This is a genomic window from Bacillus sp. FSL R9-9497 (assembly GCF_038005805.1).
Lineage (GTDB): Bacteria > Bacillota > Bacilli > Bacillales > Bacillaceae_G > Bacillus_A > Bacillus_A cereus.
Genome location: NZ_JBBOTY010000002.1, coordinates 165,562 through 184,747, shown reverse-complemented (window position 1 = coordinate 184,747; position 19,186 = coordinate 165,562). Strand labels below are relative to the sequence as shown.

The window sequence follows — 19,186 nt, the reverse complement described above, 5'->3', positions numbered from 1 at the left end:
GCTTTATCCCACGTTGTTTTAGGTGTAATTAATTTTGAGAACGGAAGGCAAGCATAAATTTATGCCTGCCTTTTTAGGTATTAAAATGAATAACGTTATTAAATTTATAAATATACACTGAAAAATTAATCGGACAATATCCCCAGCAGGAATTCCAACAGGAACTACAAAAAGAACTCGAAACACAACAAGAACTCGAGACACAACAAGAGATAAGAGTAGATAGCGATAAGGATAGGGATATTGTAATACCTGAATTTATTACCGTTCACGATGGTCATCCAAATACACCTGCACGAAATTACAAGATGAGATTTAAAGATTATATAAAAAATGTGCCCGCTTCTGAGGTTTATCCGAATTGGAAAAAACAAGCTATAATGTTTTCTGTATATTAAAATTTTAATACTTTGTTATTCTTACACAGAGATACCATATAAAAATAAAAGCCCTCACAATGAAGTGAAGACCTTTGTTTATTCATCATCCACCAGTATGGCCGTGAGCATATTGTACGATTTTATCCTCGCTAAGAGCTTGTTGTGTATCAGTTACATTGTTAGCGTTAAACATAAACGTGAAAACGGCTGTTAATCCAATTAAGCTAAACATTAATTTTTTCATTTTAAAGCCTCCTTTTCAAAGTTTTGTTCTTCTGCTTGATGGCTAAGATAAAAATAATCGCTTGCTTTTGAACGGTTATTTTCTTGATGGAATAAAACCGCTAACTTTTTAGCGTATTCTTGTACATATTCATGTAGGTCTTCTTTATTAAAATAAGAAATTCCTGTTTTAATTGTTTTCTCTAATTCGTCAGCAGCGACCTTTTGATTTAATTTTTCTAAAATTAAAAAGTGATGTTCGTATTCCTCATTCTTCAGCTCTTTACAAATCTCTAAGCCTTTCACTATAAGATTAGACGTTTCTTTGGACTCACCGATTTTCATATGCTCCCTAGCTTTAATAAAGATTGCTTTATAATCTTTAGGGAGTTCTTGTATTACTTCAGAGAGGTATCGTATTGCTAGTTCAGATAAATTTTGACCTGAATACATTAAACCTATGTTATGGCGTACAAACGTGATATTCTTTTCTTCACCAGATTTTTTGAATGTATTAATAGCTGTAATGAAATGTTCTTCAGCTTCCTCAAATTGTTTTAAATGAGTACAAGCTAATCCGATTAAATTATCACATAACCCAATATTAGTTTCATATCCTGCATGCTTTTTAAAGATATCCTTTGCTTTGGTAGCTTCTTTGATTGCAGCAAGCGGTTTATAAATATGATAATGGAAAGTTGATAATTTAAAATGGAATTCAGCATGTTCCATTTCATCAGGAATTTGTTTTAAGAGTAATTCAGCTTGATTATAATGTTCTTTTGCACATGTAAAATCACCTGTTATATTTGAATGAATAGCTTTAAAGAAGTGGTAGTAGTATTGTAAAAGCTGATCTGCAGGTACACCCAATGAATCTACTTTATCAAAACTATCTTTTCCAATACTTAAACTATCAAGCATATATTGATGACGAAAGTCTAAAAGAGCATAGTATAAAAGTAGGTTTTGATCTTCATCAATGTTATGTATTTTTTGATCAATCTCAAGTTTTAAATTATGTGCCTTTCCTACATGTCTGGCACGTATCTCTATATACCAGTCATTTAACATTTTGGTAACTTGCTCGTTCCCCTTTACTGAAGCGATCATTATATATTCCCCCATCCTATAGAAGTATGATAATGTTATATATTACCATTGTAACAAAATTCCCTTTGTATTTAACTGTTTTATATCTATTTTTCTAAAAAATTCAGAAGAATAAGTAAATTGATGCATCTTACTTATATTTGAATCATAACTCCTGCTATAATAATTCACGCAAACGTGATGCAATTGAAGTAAGTCGGATTATATCACGTTTGCGGTAAAAGGAGACGAAAGAGACATGCTGCAGCAGCTAGAGATGGATGGATTTAATTTTGAAGATGTTGATTGGGGGAGACCTTAACCTATTGGATAACGAAATTATGAGTAGTACGGATGCAATAGAAGAGTGGGGAATTTAATCATCAACATTACGTAAAAGAATAAATGATTTTCCAAAAGGCTCATTCCGTAAAATTGGCACCACATATGCTGTGACTCGATTTGGAATGCGCTGTGTTTTCGGTTCAAATAAGAAATAAGTAAAAATAAAGTAGGGGAGGTAGCGTTCGATGAAGAATCACACAAGGAATTCTAAGGGGCAATTACTACAAACTAATGAGAAATGGTCGCACCTAAAGCAAAAACAGCGTGAAACCATATCAATTTGGCTAAGAGAAGCTTATATAGAGAAGCTTAAGGTTCATAACCGAAGATTAAAACCGAGAGAACATGAGGATGTTCTAGAAAGTGTAATGAGTAAAATCTATGATCGTGGAATTTGAATTCCGGATTACGAAGTCGAAAAGGATTACGAAGTCGAAAAGTATTACAAAGGAAAAATAAATAAATGGTATAACAAACATATTTTATCGGAAGAAAAAAGTGAAAAGGAGGAGAATATATGAAACATAGTATCGGAAATGTTAGTACTTCATATATAATCCGTCTAATTTTAAATGATTTAGACACATTTATCACAGGAGAAAAAAGGCAGTTTAATTTCTGCTCAGAATCTGGAGTATCCCCTGTGGAGAAGTTAATTGCGGATTGGTTGGAGTGGTTTAATGATTACCCGCAAGGTATATCGCCAGATGAATTAAAAGGAATTGAAAGGGAGATAGGTGAATTGATGGGAAGTATGTCAATATGGTCTTATCATTCAGAAGAAAGAGAAGAATTTATAAAGCAATTTAGCAATTATTTCGGGGAATATATGGGTTTCTTTAAAGTAGTTAGGGATGTATACCTGGAAGAATTGAAAGATGAGTTGTCATATTAGGATCGTATATTCCTAATGTTTTTATAAAAAAATTCTGATTAATGTTCTTTAGATAATGAAAAAGTTAAAGGAGAAAAGAAAATGAAATTAGAGATTGAAAAGTTTATTAGTGAAATCGAATTCCCGGAATCTTCTAATAGTTTTATCATTTTTGTCAAGAAGACTCCTTCCCTAAGGAGCGTGAACGGTCACAGCCCAGTAAGTAGGTGGGAGATGAATTGGCTTCGAACAAGTGATGGTAGGAAGCCATCTTAATTGTTCGACATACAGAAAGTGTTATTTCACTATTTGTCGAATATACGTTTGGTGTATGATAGTCATATACAGAAATGGAGGTGAATCAAATGATGATTAATAAAGCCTTTAAGTTTTGTATCTATCCAAATCAAGCACAAGCAATTCTAATAAACAAAACGATTGGTTGTTCTCTCTTTGTATTCAATCATTTCCCACGCATACAAAGAGACAGGAACAGGTTTGACCTATGGTACATGCTCTGCCAAACTTCCTGCCTCTCATAGAAGTATCCTAATCCTATTTATTACCATCATAGAAAACTAGCAACATTATTTGATTGATTTTAATTTATTTTAAAAAAAATCAATCAATAGTGAATTTCTTTATGAGGCCACACATCCATTAAGGAAAGTCTATATAATTCTATTAACTATATTTAATTTTAATTACAGAATATTAAAATATTATTTTATCAAATTTAAATAACTAACATTATTTGTAAAATGTGTTAAGTTTGTTTTGTGAACAGAAAAAATTATTAAGGGGGATTTTTATTATGTAGAAAATGTTAGTTATTCCAGCAATCAATTTAGCTTTAACAGGTATGGGAGGAAGCATATCATTTGCAAGTAGTATGAATGTAAGCGCTAAGAATTAGAAGTAGTATTTTTAATAAAAATAGGTAGAGAAAGGAATTTTAGTATGAAAGTATTTAAAAAGCTAGTCCCAACAGTATTATCCCTATTCATAATTTCTAGTTCTTATAGTGTTGCTCAGGCAGAAACTGATTCTTTCGAGGATAATAAAGGTAAAAATACCAATTTTAGTGTTTTAAATGAAGTTCAAAACAACCGATCTAGTAAATCTCTTCTAAGATCATCTTATGATTTAGACGATGTTATTTCCTACCCAAAAGATTACACTAATGTATCAAGATCTTTAGAGTTTGAGGATAATACGAAATGGCCCCTATTTGTTAGTAATAGTCCTGAAATGTTTAATCGTCAGGGTATTTTAGCTTATAGTACGGAAGTAAATCGGACTGGTAAGTTTCGTATTTATTGGGCACACCAAAACTATAATGATTCAGAAAATTACGTCGGTTTCTATATTAAGAATACGTCTGGGAAAAAGATAAATGTCAACTTCAAAAAACGTGCTCACGTAGAAAGTCGTGATGGTGCCAAATTAGGACAAGAAGTCCTCCAAAAATATTTAGAGTCTAGCCACAAGACTTATAAGTATGCGACATTATCAAAAAATCAATCAACGTATGTTGGGTTTCCGGTAGCAAAAAGATATTATGGCTCGGGTATGTATGATATTACGATTACTGACGAAAATGATGATTATGTAACAGGTGGAATTGAACTAAAGACCTATGCGACCTATGATGGCAAAGGAGATCCAAGTCGTGTGATTAAAGAGAATACAGTGCTGAAAGACGATGGACATCAAATAAGAGGGTTATTTCCTACTGCTATAAAGTCATTCAAATGGAGAGCATATGCAGGTGAGCAAATTAGCTTTAGCCCTAGTTATACACACGTTAAAAACAATAACTTAAATTCACCTTGGAAGATTCCTGACAATGATATCTCTAAAGGTATAGATGAAGCATCTAATAATAAAACGGTATATAACTACGGAAATTATGGTATGACTTATGAAATTGGAATAAAACCAAGAGAAGATGTCCAAATTGTATTTGCCCCTAATCTTTCTGAGGATCAACGTACAACGCGAAAAGAACATTATTTGGCTTTAGACGCTGACGATAGAGGTGTTTTAATAAATACAGTTAGAGAAGATGATGGCTGGGTTGTATTAAATGCTAAAAGTGATAAAAGTTATTATCTAACTACTTCTCTACCGGGATACCATTGGGCACCTTTACGTATAGCAGCTATTCCTAAATAAAATAAAAAAGGAATTTAGGCGATATTTAGTAATTTTGGTTCTGCTGCAAAGTTTTCTACATGAAGCTACACTCTAGAAAACAGGATTTAGGAGCATCAGACATGAGATATTTTAAAGGAAGAAATATAATATAAATAAAGGCGTTTACTTAACGTCCTTATTTCGTGTTAATTTTATATAAAGTAATAACGTTATTAGAAAGGAGATTTGGGGACTAAACGAAAAAATCTGAAGTTATTGGAGCTTGTAGCACTATGACACCACTTATTCTAAGTGTGATAAAGATAATTATAAAACCTGAAGATGAATCCTTTTAAAAAGGATTCATCTTCAGGTTTTTTTCATCTTTCTAGCTTGAGTAAAAGGGGGATCATGAGTTTTTTAGTGTTTCCATGGCTGAATATACTATAGATTGATTTACCCTATGTGCATTTAAACCTATTTCCATTCTATACAAATAACTTCTTTATATATTTATATACAAATCTTATTAACTGAAAGGTGCTTTGTAAATACAAATTTACGGAAATACTAATATCAAAACCTTTGAAATATAAACCCTTAATAGACATTTTTATAAGTATTTTAGTAATTGAATAATTTCATTTTTAAACTCTGGACTGGCTAATTTCAATAATTTAGGGACCTCTCTAAAATGTTTTACAAGGGCTCTATTGATTTTATTAGAGTAATTTTTTTGGTCACCTGTGAGCAGGTCTACAATGTCGTTTTTTAATGAAGTACTCACTTTTCCCCATAAAAATTCTGATTCTGCCTTGTGTTTATCAATAAATATTTTCACCTGATTAATAAAAGGATCATTTTTATGCTGAATAGCATCTTGTAACTGTGTAATTGTCATCACTTCTGCTTGAAGAGATTGGTTCATAGGAGCTGGATTAGCATTCTCGGCAGCACTTACACTTGTTGCGAAAACTCCAATACCATTACATCCAATCATACTGGCCAACGCGATTCCTGTACATTGTTTTACAAATGATTTTGGTTTTCTTGCTTTCATAATAAATCTGCCTCCTATTTTAATAATTCGCCTTACAGGTAAATGTTACCATATAAATTAATAGCTTGCGCATCTCGAATGTTACAATACAGTTAAATATGAGAATTTTATAATAAATTATTATAACTTCAATTGGAAACGTTGGTTTTTGTAAAAAGACACGAGAGTGGGTACTTTATAAATAGAAATAAAAATATAAATATACTAAGCATCAGTTCGAAAAACGACTAACCATTAACATTTAGGATGATGTTCTGTCTGAAAAAGTTATTAATAAAATAAAAGTAACACTTTCTTGTCTAAAAATTATCTATTTTCATGTCTTTGTACAACAATAACGTTATTGTAAAAAAGGGAGGAAATACCTCAAACTATCAATTTTACATTAAATTCGAGTTTAACGTAACCAACAATTGTAGGAATCTAAAATTTTCATTTATATTCATCAAGAGAGAGTATTTATATACCAATTATAGAAGGATTCAAATTATGTATTTTTTATATAATAAAATCAAATTTAAAGCGAATAATAAATAGCGTTTAAATCAACAGTATGTAAAAGTTCAACAATGTAAAATTGCTGAACTTTTATTCCTTATTCTTTCCTATTCTGCCTAAACTATCTTTAATAGTTGTTTCCCCAAGTTGTGTATATAGCAAAGCTGTATCTTGACTCGTATGTCCAAGTTGCTGCATGACTTGTAATGAGTCTTTCTCTTCCATATATAATTTATTTGCCAATGTATGTCTTAATTTATGAGGAGACATTCTTTTTCCATAAGCCTTAGTATATTTTTCTACTATATCTTGGATAGCCCTAACTGAAAGAGGCTGTGCAGTATGTTTATATTTTGATAAAAACACATTTTTTAATTCTTTTCCTGGTGCATATTTGCTATCTCTAATTTCCATATACTTTTTAAGATCATTTAACGCAATTGGAGTAATCCATACTGAATCTTCTTTATTTCCTTTTCGTATTACATCAATTAGCCTTTCTTTTATATTTATATCTTCCATACGGAGATCGGCCAATTCACTTACACGAATACCACTACCAAGAAAAAGGGAAAGAATAGCTACATCACGATCTTTGTCTCTTAGAAAATAGAACAATTGATGTTTTGTTAAAGATTTTTCATGTTCGTACTTAACGTAATTCAAAAATTCTTGATCGTCATCATTATGAAATATCTTAGATCTCATACGTTTTGCACGGGCATTTAATGTTTCTTTATCTTTATGTATTTCAATTTTGGCCATTACATTTCTATAAAAATAACATTCTCCTTCATCATTCTCTGATAGGGAAGTAAGGTACTTGAATAAAGACTTTAAGGCTGAAATTTTTCTGTTAACAGAGGAATTCTGCATGTTTTGTTGTAGTTTTAGAAACCTCATGAAGTTCTCAACATCTTTTTTCTTTAAATTCTCCAAATCAGAGAAGGATATGTCTTTAATAGGCTTAAATTCAATAATTTGTTCAGATAATAGCCAGTTAAAGAAGACCCTAAAATCATATACATAATTCAGTAGGGTGGAGGGAGAGGCATCATGCAATTCTTTGTACTCCACAAATTCTTCTATGTAAAAGGGCATTTCATTTAGATTCTCGTATAATTTTTTACGATGTACGGATTTTTGACGTTGCTTGCTGTAATCCATAAAAATCACCTCATATATACTATAACAGAAAAATAACACGAACACAAGTTCGCATTAAATTCAATTTTTACACAAACTTATTTACATAATTAAATTATGAAATACTAAAACACACTCAATAGTGAATGGAATAATGTGTTTACTCAAATAAAAATTATAGATAATCAAGTGAGAAATTTGTATTTAACTATAAAAATTAGTGCAAAAACTATATATAAATGTATGTTAAATAAAACAAATTTGATATCTAAATTCATACAAAAGATCAATACATGAATATAGTTTAAAATTCTTTATAAAAATATAAATCGGCTTATTTAATCATAATTATAGGGAGTTAATTAAATCAACGTGAGAAAAAATCTTATAAAGTAATATGTAATTTACTATAGAAATTATTAATGAGTAACTCAAAATTTAATAATTTCTATATAAAATATGAACTATATAGGCACACTCAAACATACGAAGATTTACGCAACTAAGCTCGAAATTCCTAGACGCTATTATTTGATTTTATATAAATACTTTATTGTTCGTAAAATTGGTATTTCGTGCGAAGTTGTTAATGATTATTTTTTCACGCTTTTATAAAGGCATCATATACCCTACCTTTCATCAGTATAAATATCTTTTAGTTTCTGGTACGTTCAGCTATACATATTAATATTATAAACGATTGCTTATAGAACATATCTAATATATAACATTTTAATGCGAAACAGTTTACTTTAACTCCTTAAGACTAAATAGATGGTGTATTTTACAAAATTTAATTGTTGTGATGTCGAAATAGAGCATTTCCTTTAATTCTTTTCATTATAGCCGGTTTAGCTAAGCATTCTGCTAAATATTATTTAAATGCAAATTTCAAAATGTAACTACTAAATTTCTCTTTCCGTCTCAATGATATAAGTATTTTTTTCGTTTTGAGATTTATTCACTTGTTTTTTATAAATCCCTATTAGATATGTTATGTAAACAGCTATATAAAGTGATTTATTGTAAATCCCTTTATATAGCTGTTTTTCAAGTCACATTCCCCCCTACTTTACCAATCGGTGTAACCACATTCTGTGTACTTTCTGCTTAATGTAAGTGCAAACCCGTACATCAGCATTCGCACTCATCATGATAATACGATGAAGATTTAATTCCTCAAATCCAAATGTAATCAGCAACCTTGCTACTCCCGTTGCAACTCCCTTTCCCCAATAATCTGGATTTATGTTATACCCTATTTCTCCCTCCCTATTAGTAAAATCTCGAATCATAATCGCACCTGCCCCTACCACTCTTTCGTACTCCAATTCAACCAATGCAAAAGAAAATCGACTTCTCAGGACCTTACTTGCATCTTGAAGAACTTGGTTTACAAATTCTTTTGTTTCCGTTTCCGAATTATGGCCCCATGCTTGGTATCGGTAGACAATGGACTGTGATGTGTATATATGTATATCCTTCCAATCATTTTCTTCGATTTCTCGTAGTTTGAATCTATTATGTATTATGTTATGAACCATCCAATTCCCTCCATTCACTTATGCCCTTTATCACACTAAATTTCATCATAGTATTCCATTAACTTAGCTTAATTACAACATGAAAAAATCTTAAATCCACTGATACTATTTATCTAGTAAAAGAGAATCAGTACATATAACCTTTGTACTTTTCTTCAAACATCTTACTCGAAATTGATCCTACATATTCGAATGTTCCATACCAGAAAATAAGTTCTTGTAGAGATTTGTCAAACACTGTACACTGAATATGTGCCGTCTTTGCCCTTCTCTTTTTAGAGGAGGTGACAATAGAACGTGGAGAATACTAGAACCACCCGTAAACGTTCAGAGAGAGAAAAGAAACGTAAGCGTCTTTTTTCTTTTGGCACAATCGTTACAGCATTCAGTTTCCTTAGAAATATACATTACTTTTTCACCAAAAGTGAAATAGGTAAGGGTATAACTGAATATGTAAGACATCTTCTTAAATAAAAAAGTGCCGCTATAAATAGCGACACTAAGACCAGTTTGTAGTTATGATTGGGTTCCAAGGTGAAGTACTGACCATACTTTCATTGCACACGACCAATGCAGTATCATTTTGAAGTGCAAAGACGTTGAAACCCAGATTACTACTCTATATAGTATTGCGACATGCAGTGCTTTTATTCCTGTCTGCGTACGAAAAAAGCCTTGGTGACCAAACCAAGATTTTTCAAGAAGCTTACGACCTATCAATAGAACGAGAATCAGAACCACCCGACTTCTTGTTCGTTATAATCTAGCTTACACCCTTATTGTACTATACGTTTTTTATATTTTCAACAGTCTGCATTCCTTTCACGCAATATTCATACTTCTAATACTGAAAGTTACCTTACACGACCTCTATCCATTGAAGATTCACGTCACACTTTACATACTTCATAGAAAAGATACAATAACATTACTATTTTTCAGTCTGTAGCTTGGTATACAATAAGAATATCCAAATACTAGGAGTGATCAGGATGACAAGTACTTTACTACTATTAGCTCTTACTTTGTGTGGAATAAGTGGACTATTCTCCCTAATTAGGAAGCTAACTACGCCAAAACAAGATGAGGCTAAACGTTTAATTATTATCGAATCATTGTCTATATTAGGAGTTGCATGGATAGGTATTGGACTATTCTTGTAACATACTTACACATTACTTTCGTTACGATTGAATAAAACTTATTATTCCGTCAATATTAGGGATAGGCATTAGCCAAAACTCATTTAAAGTCCTTAGTCTTTCTCCTTTCCCCTTTCCCCTTGGAGATTCCTTGATCTGGAGCAGTTAGCTTTACTAACAGCTCCTTTTTTTGTATCTGTAAAAGCATGATATCATAGTATTACACAGAAAACATAATTACATCACTATAGTCGCTCTAGCCTGTTCGAGTACACCACAATATAAAAAACGCTTCCTATTTTTAATAGGAAACGTTACTTTTTCAGTTGTTACCCTTTTGATGTAGCATAATCCTCCACACTCCATATGCCACGTTTTTCTTTTTGTGTTTAATTTTGCGTCTTCTCCAAATAATCTACATACTTCGTATTGGGCTGATAAATATAAGCAATATGCGCTAATCCCCTTTCCACAGCATTTGATTTAAGAGTTGTCCATCGACCCACACGTAGGCTACTAATCTTTTAAACTTATCACGTTCCCCTACATCCATTTCTAACTCTACTTCTTTTCCCACTGGCGCATACTTTGCGGTAAATGCCGCTCCTTCTAATCCGAATGGTTGGAGCCCTAGTCTTGGATGATGTACTTCAGTCGTATCTTAATACATAGAAATCTCACATCCTCTACCTTACCGTTTGCTAACTTCACTCGAAACGTATCACCATCGATATGATCCAGTATCGTAGCTTTGATGATTCTATTAGCATTTTGTTTCTTACTCTCCCCAGGTACTGGGTTTATTGCTTGCTCGACCAATTCTGGATACTGCAGTTTACCCGTAAACTCTTCTTTTTTACAGGTACGGACGCTGCTGCCTCATAACTATTCTCTTCTTTCTAATTTTGCTTTGTTTCTCTTTGTTTCGCTTCCTTTCTGCTGGTCTTTCTCCGCTACATTTCTTGTAACGTGAATTTCAGTGTCATCTTTGCTACTACACCCTGTTACCAATCCTAAAATCATGCACAATGTAGAAATGAACCATAAAAATCTCTTCATCGTATGCCTCCTTCTCTTCTTGTTTTCTTCCCTGACATCATAACGAGATTGGAATCATTGTTGGAAAAACGATGGATTTCTATGATGTAGCAAAGGTTTATGTATACATCCATTGCTGAACTATTCTACTCTTTCATACGGACTTTTTATGATATGTATGCAGGATTCACCCATACATATACCGAAACCCCAATAGGGAATCATTCCATTAATCACCATACCCATTTCATACCATTACATTTTGGAGGTTAAACAGGATGAAAAAAAAGAAGTTACAAAAATCAGCACTTTCTTTTACCCTACTCTTTTCTTTAGGTATTTCTTCTTTTCCGCTTACAACAACCATTCATGCGGATACACAAGGGGCACAAACTGCAGAAAAGAAACAAGTCTCTTTAACGGAGCGTACGTCATTATTTTTTGACTATCTCCAGCAAGATAAATATGCAGAAGCACTTCAGTTAACGTCTGCTGCTTTTCAATCCAAGTTTACGGCAAACATATTACAAAACTGGTGGACACAAAGTGGCGGGAGCAGGATTACAAGCATGGGAACACCTGTTATTAAAGAACGAAACTTAGTCCATCAAACGGTTGAAATTCCAGGAGCTATCGAAGGAACTACTATTCCACTACTCCTTAAATTCACGCCTGGCGGCAAAGTTGATGAAGTTGGCGTAAGGACGATGCCACAGAAATCTTATACCATCCCGCATCCTAGTTATGACCAACCTGATTCCTACCAAGAACGTGAAATCGTAATTGGAAATACTACATACCCGTTACCAGCCACATTAACGGTTCCAAAACATAAACCTGGCGAACAAGTACCTGTTGTGGTTCTTGTTCACGGTTCTGGTCCACAAGATCGTGACAGTACAATTATGGGAGCTAAAATCTTTAGAGACCTTGCAGCCGGTCTTTCATCAAGCGGTATCGCAGTGTTACGTTACGAGAAACGTTCCTTAGAACACGGTTTTAAAATGAGTGCAGAACCTGCTACATTAGACCAAGATACTACAGATGATGCCATATATGCAGCGAAATCAGCAGCGCAGCAGGAAGGTATTGACCCAGGTAACATTTTCATTCTCGGACATAGCCAAGGAGCTGGCGCCATGCCGCGTATACTAAGCAAAGCACCTTCATCTCTTGTAAGAGGAAGTATTTTAATGGCACCTCCTGCACGTCCTTTTACTGACATGCTCCTTGATCAGTATCAGTACCTCGGGGCACCTAAGGATTTTATTAATGAACTAAAAAAACAATTCGCTTATATTAAGGATCCTACTTTTGATCCAAATCACCCACCAGCTGGTTATAATTATCCTTCTCCACATTTCATGTATGATGTGACTCGTTGGCGTCCAGTTGAGGAAGTGAAATCACGAAAAGAGCCATTACTGATTCTGCAAGGCGCACGTGATTATCAAGTAACTGTAAAAGACGATTTTACGAGATGGCAAGAAGGGCTTTCAAGCCGCAGTAATGTTCAGTTCAAAGAATATCCGAAATTGAATCACATCTTCACGGAGGGCGACGAGGAATTCAGTCACCCTAGTGAATACGAAGTCCCTTCCAATGTTCCTGCGTATGTCATCCAGGACATCGTTACATGGGTCAATGAGACAAAGAAATAAGAAAACAACAAAAGCCATCATGCAATCATCATTTCGTGATGGCTTTTGTGATATTAAAACATGTCATATCAGAAATTAATCGCTTCTATGAATTGATATTTTCACAGCGCTTATATGCTTCATATCTTGCTATTCCTGGCCCGTCAGTGCAAGAATACAAAATTTATTTCGATATGTAAGAATGCATATTATTTCTCTTGGATGTTATGATATACTCTCTTTGTGAGCTGATACGATATTTCTTTAGATTGGAAAACTAAAACCTCATTAACCCAAGTTGGGGGCGCCATTTGGCGTCTTTTTTTAGTTTTGCTCCATAGGCATTTAGCTTAGATATTGAACTAACCCCAAAACAAAAAATAAGCTGCCCATTTGGAAAACTTATGTACATCATTTTCGAATGCGGGAGTTCCATCTTTCAAAACTAACCTATTAAATAGGGTTAGATGTATAAATTATATTAGTATCGGAATACTCTCGACTTGGGGTTACCGTAAATGCTTTCTCCTAATCATCCATATCGATAAATGACTTACTTCTGATCAATTTACCTTTGTAGTTCTTCGTTTAAAAGGAGCTAGTTTTACATACGATAAAGCACTAAAAAAACTGTGCACAAAAACCTGCATGGTAACAAGTTTTTGGCACAGTTCTATTATTTAATCCCTTTCATAAGTACCTGAATCTTTGGAGCCATGAAATATAAAATAACACTTAAAACAATGGATACTCCGCCAATTACACCGAAATAAATAATCTCTGTTTCAGGATTATATAATCGAACAAGCTGCGCATTGATAGCTTGTGCAGATGCACTGGTTAAGAACCATAGACTCATTGTTTGAGCAGAGAACGCTGCTGGAGCTAGTTTTGTAGTAATAGATAAACCTACAGGTGATAAACAAAGTTCCCCGATTACGACTAGAAGGAAACTAATGACTAACCAAATTGGGCTAACAAGAGATTCGGTACCATGGATATATGCAGGAATAATCATCACTAAGAATGATAAACCAGCAAATAATAAACCGATAGCAAATTTATTTGCTGTACTTGGTTGGCGTGAATTCAGCTTTACCCAAAGCCAAGCAAATACTGGTGCTAGTAAAACAATATAAATAGGGTTTAAAGATTGGAACCATGAAGATTGAACCTCCAATCCTGCAAAGTTTAACTGCGTACGTTGATCAGCATAACTAGCTAAGATGATTGCTCCCTGCTCTTGAATCGCCCAAAACATTGTAGCAGCGATAAATAGTGGTATGTAAGCAATTAAGCGAGATTTTTCAACTTTTGTCGTCTTTGGACTACGGTACATAAAGACAAAGTAGCCTGTTGGAATTAGAATACCTAAGATACTTACAAGTAAAGTAAATCGATCAATCGTTAAAATACCTGTTGGAATTGTTAACACACAAACTAGTGCAATTGCGATAATACCAATGCTAAACTGTATAAGGACCTTTTTTCTTTCCTTGTCTGTTAAAGGATTTGGTACTTGCGTTCCTGCTAATCCTAGATTTTTCTTTTTCGTAAGGACATACATAATTAATCCAAATAGCATACCAATTGCTGCCACACCAAAACCTAAGTGGAAGTTATACTTTTGACCGAGTGTTCCAATCACAAACGGAGATAATAGTGCTCCTAAATTAATACCCATATAGAAAATACTGAAACCTGAATCACGACGAGTATCTGTTTCACTATATAAATCACCAACAATACTAGATACATTCGGTTTTAATAACCCTGTTCCAAGTACTAAAAATACCATTGAGATAAATAATGTACTAACCGTTCCTGGTAGAGCTAAGATGAGATGACCAATCATTATTAAAACACCACCCCAAAATATTGTTCTACTTGAACCTAATAGGCGGTCAGCAATCCACCCACCAATAATGCCAGACATGTAAACTAACGAACCATAGATAGCCATAATGGATGCAGCTGTGGCGTGATCCATCCCTAAGCCACCTTTAGAAATGGAATAGTACATATAGTAAAGTAATATTGCTCTCATTCCATAGTAAGAAAATCGCTCCCAAAATTCTGTAAAGAATAGGGTAAATAGCCCTTTTGGATGTCCAAAGAAACCATTTTGTGGAACGGTGCGAATGATATCGCTTTTGTTAAGCTTCTCCATACAAATACACTCCTAATATACAAATATAATAATTCATTTTTAAGTATATACCAAAAAATAGAAAATTTAAATAAATTTTTATTTGTGTAATAATTAGATTTTTAAGAAAAAACTAATTTATGTGTTGTTTTCGATGATAATTTTATGTAAATTATATAATATATATATAATAATTCTGATAGTGATATTGTACAAATATAAATACAAATATAAATACAAATATAGGAGGATTTATATATTGGCAATGAAAGCAGTTACGATAGAAGAAATTTATCAAGAAATATTGGATGGCAAAAGGAAACGATTCCCTCCAAATACTTGGAAAGAAGATTTGGATAATAAACTCGCCCGCAGAGTAATCACATATTTATTACACAGTATCTTAAAATGGGATAAGGAAGACATCAGAAAAAAATGGAACACTCAATTACTTGTAAAGTATAAATTACGAGGATTACTCAAACATAGATACGAAAATAGCCCTTTTAAAGCAATAAATGATTTATACCCAAGTGAGTTTAAAGAATGGGAGTTTGGTATGACTCCTTTAAATTTTTGGACGAAAGAAAAGGCATTAACGATTTTGAGATGGATGATTGAAGAAAAAAAAGGTTTATCGAACGAAAAGCTCTTACGCGTATACGGCAAAAAATGGTTGGAGAAAAACAAACTTAGTGCCCCTCTGGCTATGTACTGGAATAGTAGTCCGTTTGCAATGATTAACGATTTGTACCCTAGTCGTTTTAAAGAATGGGAATTTCTCATGACGCCCAATAACTTCTGGACAAAAGAAAAAGCATTAGAAGCATTGAAATGGACCATTGAAGAAAAAGAAAAATTAACGCCAGAACAAATACTGGATGTTTACAGTATAAAGTGGCTAAAGACTCACAGATTAGCGTCTCCATGTCAATTAATGTGGGGAAATAGTCCATTTAAAATGATAAACGACTTATATCCAGGTCGCTTTAAAGAATGGGAATTTAAAGTTACACCAGTTGGCTTTTGGTCCAAATGTAAAGCACTAGAAGCATTAAGATGGACCATTGAAGAGAAAGAAAAACTGGATGAAAAACAGCTATTAAACGTATTTAATCAACGATGGCTCATAAAACAAAAATTACGGACACCCTTACAACGCTATTGGAAAGGAAGCCCCTACGGGATGCTTATTGCTTTATATCCAAATCGTTTTTCTAAAGGTATGTTAAAAGGGTATTGTAATAATTAAAGTGGAAATGTAAGTATGCAGAGACGCCCTTTGGTGTCTCTTTTTGAAATCCTATGTAAGTACATTCTTATGTGCCTATCGCTTTATTTATCGAAGAAAGTGAACCTGTTATATTATTTCCCAATCCATCTCGTCAAAGCCATACCAAGAAACCCAGCGCCCATCCCTATCATCCACCCAGTTTTGGCGCCCCCAAACATAGATCCCACTCCCGCGCCAAGAAACGTACAGCCCACGAATACTATCCCCCGATGCCCCAGTTCGGTCGTTCCATACTTCATCCCCACCCTTTCTTTACAACATATACTATATGCAAGCTAAAATTTCTAGCTTATGAACTGTTCATTTTCTTGACTATAACTATATGTTTCATATCCATTACTTACAGGTCCAAATGTCATTTTTACATCAATTCGTTACTTAACTTCATTGGTTACTTTTTTTCATCTTATAGAAGATTATTTCTCAACACATAACACATGGAATTATATTACCAGTAATGGTAATATAAAGGTACCTTCAATTGTTAACTGTTGTTCCCTTTTTGAAAGTCCTGTCAAAAGACAGGACTTTTTAAATTTACTTCCTACTAATTTGGCTTTTTCGTTAATATCCTTTTACCTTGTATTTATTTGTTTTGTTATCTTTCCTTAACAACAAATAAGACGTCGCCAAAATCAAGGCAGCGCCTACTATAATTCCTATACATTTAATCAAAATCATTTATCCTCACATTATTTATTTCTTTGCTTCCATACCCCATTCTCTTTACGAAAAGTATTCTTTCCATTCATGAAGTCAGCTGTATTACCAGGAATGCTATATTTCTTATTCTTTTTCTTAGACTTCTTCTTCAGCCTTTTCTCTTCTTGGATAGCTTGCAAATCCGCCTTCCATTGTTTCAACAAATCCTTTTCACGTCGCATCGAATTTGTACCCCTTGGTTTAAAATGTGAACCAGATAATTAGATTCTACCTATTCATATAGATATCCTCTAATCCAATGTACTAAGTTATGTTTTTCTTTTTAAATAGACCAACAATATATTAAAATATTCTATATATCCAAGGAGGTTTGTCATGCTCAACTTTCATAAAGAATTACCCCTATTAGGATTCTTTTTATTTTTATACAGTTTTATTGGTATCATCTTTTTATTACTATTCCTGAGCGTGTAGTAACAATGCAATGCGTATACATATATGTTTAATGTGTAAATTCTATAAAAGAAGTAAAAAGCACCTCTGCTGGATGATTAATATATACTATATATTAATTAGGAGAAAACATTTGGTATAATATAAGTGCTTTATTATATGTGTTTTCTTCAAACCGTCTTAGGAGGAAAGCAGTTTTTTATTTTTTCAATAGTACTTACTAACTATTTCTGTTAATATTTAGTTACCGATATGTGTATCAACCGGCCTGTGCTTCTGTACGAGCTTTTTTGATGCTTTCATGCTTCGTAATACCCAGGAACCTGTCTTAGTATTCGGGAATTCTACTAGATTCCCGAATACTAAGACAAACAAAAGCCTGTCCTATTAACTCTATAAAGACACCATTGCAAATATAATCCCTTATAGCTTCTATAGATTCTCAACTTTTTCATAATATTTATGAGAGTTTTTTTATATTCATATTTCTGTAACATCTTTATATAACGTTTCAATATATTACGTGTTAAACTTAAAACATTCCAAGAAGTCCTTTACTTTTAGAATCGACAATTCTTCAATACCCTTAGTCTTGCCCTGCATCCCCTGCAGGGCTTTTATCATTTAGCTAGAATTGATAAAGCCTTTTGTAGATTTCTTCAACCTTATCTGTACTGTTATTTATATCTCTAGCTCTTAAATTCTTTGTGAGCCACAAGATTTTCTTCCGTTCATATTCATCTCTCTGCTATTTATCCGTTATTTTCCATCCTTAATAATCCGTTTATTGATGCGTTCCATAACTTTATCCTTAGTTAGATTTTCAATAACATTGGAAATTGAAAAAGTGAAACTATCTGTTAAAGGCAATTCGAAAAATATTAAAGTTATGATAGATTCAATGAAATTAGATCCACCTCAATCCCTTTAAAACAAATATAGCCCAAAATTCCTATTTAATTTCTTTAAATTTAAACTATATAGAAATTTATTTAACTTTTAATAATTAAGTCTAGCTATGAGACTATACAAAAAATCGTCAGCGCTTTTAAAAAGCAACTGACGATTTTTTTATTCTCTTACATTTTTATTTAAATTGGCATCAACAATAATTCCATTGACATCTATAATAATTATGTATGTTATATATTTCTTAATCTCTTGTTTTAATTAAATAACAGATTCGCTATGCGAACCGAACAAACAATCTCTTATTTCTCCATGATTCTACAAATGCGCTTTAAATTTTATACAACTTGAAACTGATCCACCAATGTCATCTTTATTTGATGAGGCCTTTTCTATTTTTAAATCGTAGTGCTTTTAATATAGTTTCTTTCATGATTTCGTTTCGATTTCTCTTTTGTTTCCGTTGTTCTTGAAATGAAATTGGAAATTAATTATAGTATCCCAAATGGTATACACAAGCTATTTCACACAAATGATTGACCATATTCTTTAAATTGTATTTAATCATTAATTTTTGAATTACCAATAATATTTTTCT

14 protein-coding genes and 6 pseudogenes are annotated in these 19,186 nt (G+C 32.9%); 9 read left to right on the top strand and 11 right to left on the bottom strand.

What is annotated here, in order from left to right; translation table 11 throughout:
* Positions 1–125 precede the first annotated feature (125 nt).
* A pseudogene (locus MKY21_RS28425) lies at positions 126–383 on the top strand (peptidoglycan-binding protein); the annotation flags it as partial.
* Between the two features lie 100 nt (positions 384–483).
* Here the strand turns inward: MKY21_RS28425 and MKY21_RS28420 are convergent.
* The gene (locus MKY21_RS28420; protein WP_341078126.1) at positions 484–624 is read right to left on the bottom strand and encodes a hypothetical protein; all 141 of its coding nucleotides are present in this window, start codon (positions 622–624) and stop codon (positions 484–486) included.
* On the bottom strand, positions 621–1,715 hold the full coding sequence (locus tag MKY21_RS28415; RefSeq protein ID WP_341078124.1) for a Rap family tetratricopeptide repeat protein: 1,095 nt from the start codon (positions 1,713–1,715) through the stop codon (positions 621–623). The genes MKY21_RS28420 and MKY21_RS28415 overlap by 4 nt, the downstream gene beginning before the upstream one ends.
* A gap of 199 nt (positions 1,716–1,914) precedes the next feature.
* Between MKY21_RS28415 and MKY21_RS28410 the strand changes: the two are divergent.
* The 5 genes and pseudogenes from MKY21_RS28410 to MKY21_RS28390 all read left to right on the top strand — a co-directional run.
* Positions 1,915–2,194: pseudogene (locus MKY21_RS28410) on the top strand (helix-turn-helix domain-containing protein); the annotation flags it as partial.
* Positions 2,195–2,224: 30 nt separating this feature from the next.
* Positions 2,225–2,560 (top strand): annotated as a pseudogene (locus tag MKY21_RS28405) (transposase).
* A complete protein-coding gene (locus tag MKY21_RS28400) occupies positions 2,557–2,934 on the top strand; it encodes a hypothetical protein (RefSeq protein ID WP_341078122.1) in 378 nt (125 codons plus the stop codon). Before MKY21_RS28405 ends, MKY21_RS28400 begins: the two are co-directional and overlap by 4 nt.
* A gap of 344 nt (positions 2,935–3,278) precedes the next feature.
* Positions 3,279–3,471, top strand: a pseudogene (locus MKY21_RS28395) (helix-turn-helix domain-containing protein); the annotation flags it as partial.
* A gap of 402 nt (positions 3,472–3,873) precedes the next feature.
* Complete coding sequence (locus MKY21_RS28390; RefSeq protein WP_341078118.1) at positions 3,874–5,091, top strand: hypothetical protein; 1,218 nt, start codon at positions 3,874–3,876, stop codon at positions 5,089–5,091.
* A gap of 574 nt (positions 5,092–5,665) precedes the next feature.
* On the opposite strand, the gene MKY21_RS28385 is transcribed toward MKY21_RS28390, so the two are convergent.
* From MKY21_RS28385 to MKY21_RS28375, 3 genes are all read right to left on the bottom strand, one after another.
* Positions 5,666–6,112: a hypothetical protein gene (locus MKY21_RS28385; protein WP_341078116.1), complete on the bottom strand. Its 447-nt coding sequence runs from the start codon at positions 6,110–6,112 to the stop codon at positions 5,666–5,668.
* 588 nt (positions 6,113–6,700) lie between these two features.
* Positions 6,701–7,777, bottom strand: coding sequence for a tyrosine recombinase XerS (gene xerS / locus MKY21_RS28380; RefSeq protein WP_268502653.1), 1,077 nt, complete (start codon positions 7,775–7,777; stop codon positions 6,701–6,703).
* Between the two features lie 1,046 nt (positions 7,778–8,823).
* Entirely contained in the window at positions 8,824–9,300 is a 477-nt protein-coding gene (locus MKY21_RS28375; protein ID WP_341078113.1) for a GNAT family N-acetyltransferase, read from the bottom strand.
* 992 nt (positions 9,301–10,292) lie between these two features.
* On the opposite strand from MKY21_RS28375, the gene MKY21_RS28370 reads away from it, so the two are divergent.
* Complete coding sequence (locus tag MKY21_RS28370; protein ID WP_000204757.1) at positions 10,293–10,463, top strand: hypothetical protein; 171 nt, start codon at positions 10,293–10,295, stop codon at positions 10,461–10,463.
* Positions 10,464–10,899: 436 nt separating this feature from the next.
* On the opposite strand, the pseudogene MKY21_RS28365 reads toward MKY21_RS28370, so the two are convergent.
* Both MKY21_RS28365 and MKY21_RS28360 read right to left on the bottom strand, forming a co-directional pair.
* Positions 10,900–11,043: pseudogene (locus MKY21_RS28365) on the bottom strand (thermonuclease family protein); the annotation flags it as partial.
* 284 nt (positions 11,044–11,327) lie between these two features.
* Entirely contained in the window at positions 11,328–11,501 is a 174-nt protein-coding gene (locus MKY21_RS28360; protein ID WP_341078111.1) for a hypothetical protein, read from the bottom strand.
* A 257-nt stretch (positions 11,502–11,758) separates the two neighbouring features.
* Here MKY21_RS28360 and MKY21_RS28355 point away from each other — a divergent pair, with 257 nt between their 5' ends.
* Entirely contained in the window at positions 11,759–13,141 is a 1,383-nt protein-coding gene (locus MKY21_RS28355; RefSeq protein WP_341078110.1) for an alpha/beta hydrolase family protein, read from the top strand.
* Between the two features lie 655 nt (positions 13,142–13,796).
* Here MKY21_RS28355 and MKY21_RS28350 read toward each other — a convergent pair.
* A complete protein-coding gene (locus MKY21_RS28350; RefSeq protein ID WP_097861872.1) occupies positions 13,797–15,290 on the bottom strand; it encodes a peptide MFS transporter in 1,494 nt (497 codons plus the stop codon).
* Positions 15,291–15,528: 238 nt separating this feature from the next.
* On the opposite strand from MKY21_RS28350, the gene MKY21_RS28345 reads away from it, so the two are divergent.
* Positions 15,529–16,521 (top strand): DUF4046 domain-containing protein, encoded by a 993-nt coding sequence (locus tag MKY21_RS28345; RefSeq protein WP_001240850.1) that lies wholly within the window; start codon positions 15,529–15,531, stop codon positions 16,519–16,521.
* A gap of 113 nt (positions 16,522–16,634) precedes the next feature.
* On the opposite strand, the gene MKY21_RS28340 is transcribed toward MKY21_RS28345, so the two are convergent.
* From MKY21_RS28340 to MKY21_RS28330, 3 genes and pseudogenes are all read right to left on the bottom strand, one after another.
* Complete coding sequence (locus tag MKY21_RS28340; RefSeq protein ID WP_002063117.1) at positions 16,635–16,757, bottom strand: hypothetical protein; 123 nt, start codon at positions 16,755–16,757, stop codon at positions 16,635–16,637.
* 498 nt (positions 16,758–17,255) lie between these two features.
* The gene (locus MKY21_RS28335) at positions 17,256–17,447 is read right to left on the bottom strand and encodes a hypothetical protein (protein ID WP_001250597.1); all 192 of its coding nucleotides are present in this window, start codon (positions 17,445–17,447) and stop codon (positions 17,256–17,258) included.
* A 1,446-nt stretch (positions 17,448–18,893) separates the two neighbouring features.
* Positions 18,894–19,153 (bottom strand): annotated as a pseudogene (locus MKY21_RS28330) (IS3 family transposase); the annotation flags it as partial.
* Between the last annotated feature and the right edge of the window lie 33 nt (positions 19,154–19,186).

What these genes read in the sequence shown, in the direction of transcription:
- MKY21_RS28370 (WP_000204757.1), top strand. Translation starts at nt 10,293, where the DNA reads ATGACAAGTACTTTACTACTATTAGCTCTTACTTTGTGTGGAATAAGT.
- MKY21_RS28415 (WP_341078124.1), bottom strand. Translation starts at nt 1,715, where the DNA reads ATGATCGCTTCAGTAAAGGGGAACGAGCAAGTTACCAAAATGTTAAAT.
- MKY21_RS28390 (WP_341078118.1), top strand. Translation starts at nt 3,874, where the DNA reads ATGAAAGTATTTAAAAAGCTAGTCCCAACAGTATTATCCCTATTCATA.
- MKY21_RS28375 (WP_341078113.1), bottom strand. Translation starts at nt 9,300, where the DNA reads ATGGTTCATAACATAATACATAATAGATTCAAACTACGAGAAATCGAA.
- MKY21_RS28335 (WP_001250597.1), bottom strand. Translation starts at nt 17,447, where the DNA reads ATGCGACGTGAAAAGGATTTGTTGAAACAATGGAAGGCGGATTTGCAA.
- MKY21_RS28385 (WP_341078116.1), bottom strand. Translation starts at nt 6,112, where the DNA reads ATGAAAGCAAGAAAACCAAAATCATTTGTAAAACAATGTACAGGAATC.
- MKY21_RS28400 (WP_341078122.1), top strand. Translation starts at nt 2,557, where the DNA reads ATGAAACATAGTATCGGAAATGTTAGTACTTCATATATAATCCGTCTA.
- MKY21_RS28350 (WP_097861872.1), bottom strand. Translation starts at nt 15,290, where the DNA reads ATGGAGAAGCTTAACAAAAGCGATATCATTCGCACCGTTCCACAAAAT.
- MKY21_RS28360 (WP_341078111.1), bottom strand. Translation starts at nt 11,501, where the DNA reads ATGAAGAGATTTTTATGGTTCATTTCTACATTGTGCATGATTTTAGGA.
- MKY21_RS28355 (WP_341078110.1), top strand. Translation starts at nt 11,759, where the DNA reads ATGAAAAAAAAGAAGTTACAAAAATCAGCACTTTCTTTTACCCTACTC.
- xerS (WP_268502653.1), bottom strand. Translation starts at nt 7,777, where the DNA reads ATGGATTACAGCAAGCAACGTCAAAAATCCGTACATCGTAAAAAATTA.
- MKY21_RS28420 (WP_341078126.1), bottom strand. Translation starts at nt 624, where the DNA reads ATGAAAAAATTAATGTTTAGCTTAATTGGATTAACAGCCGTTTTCACG.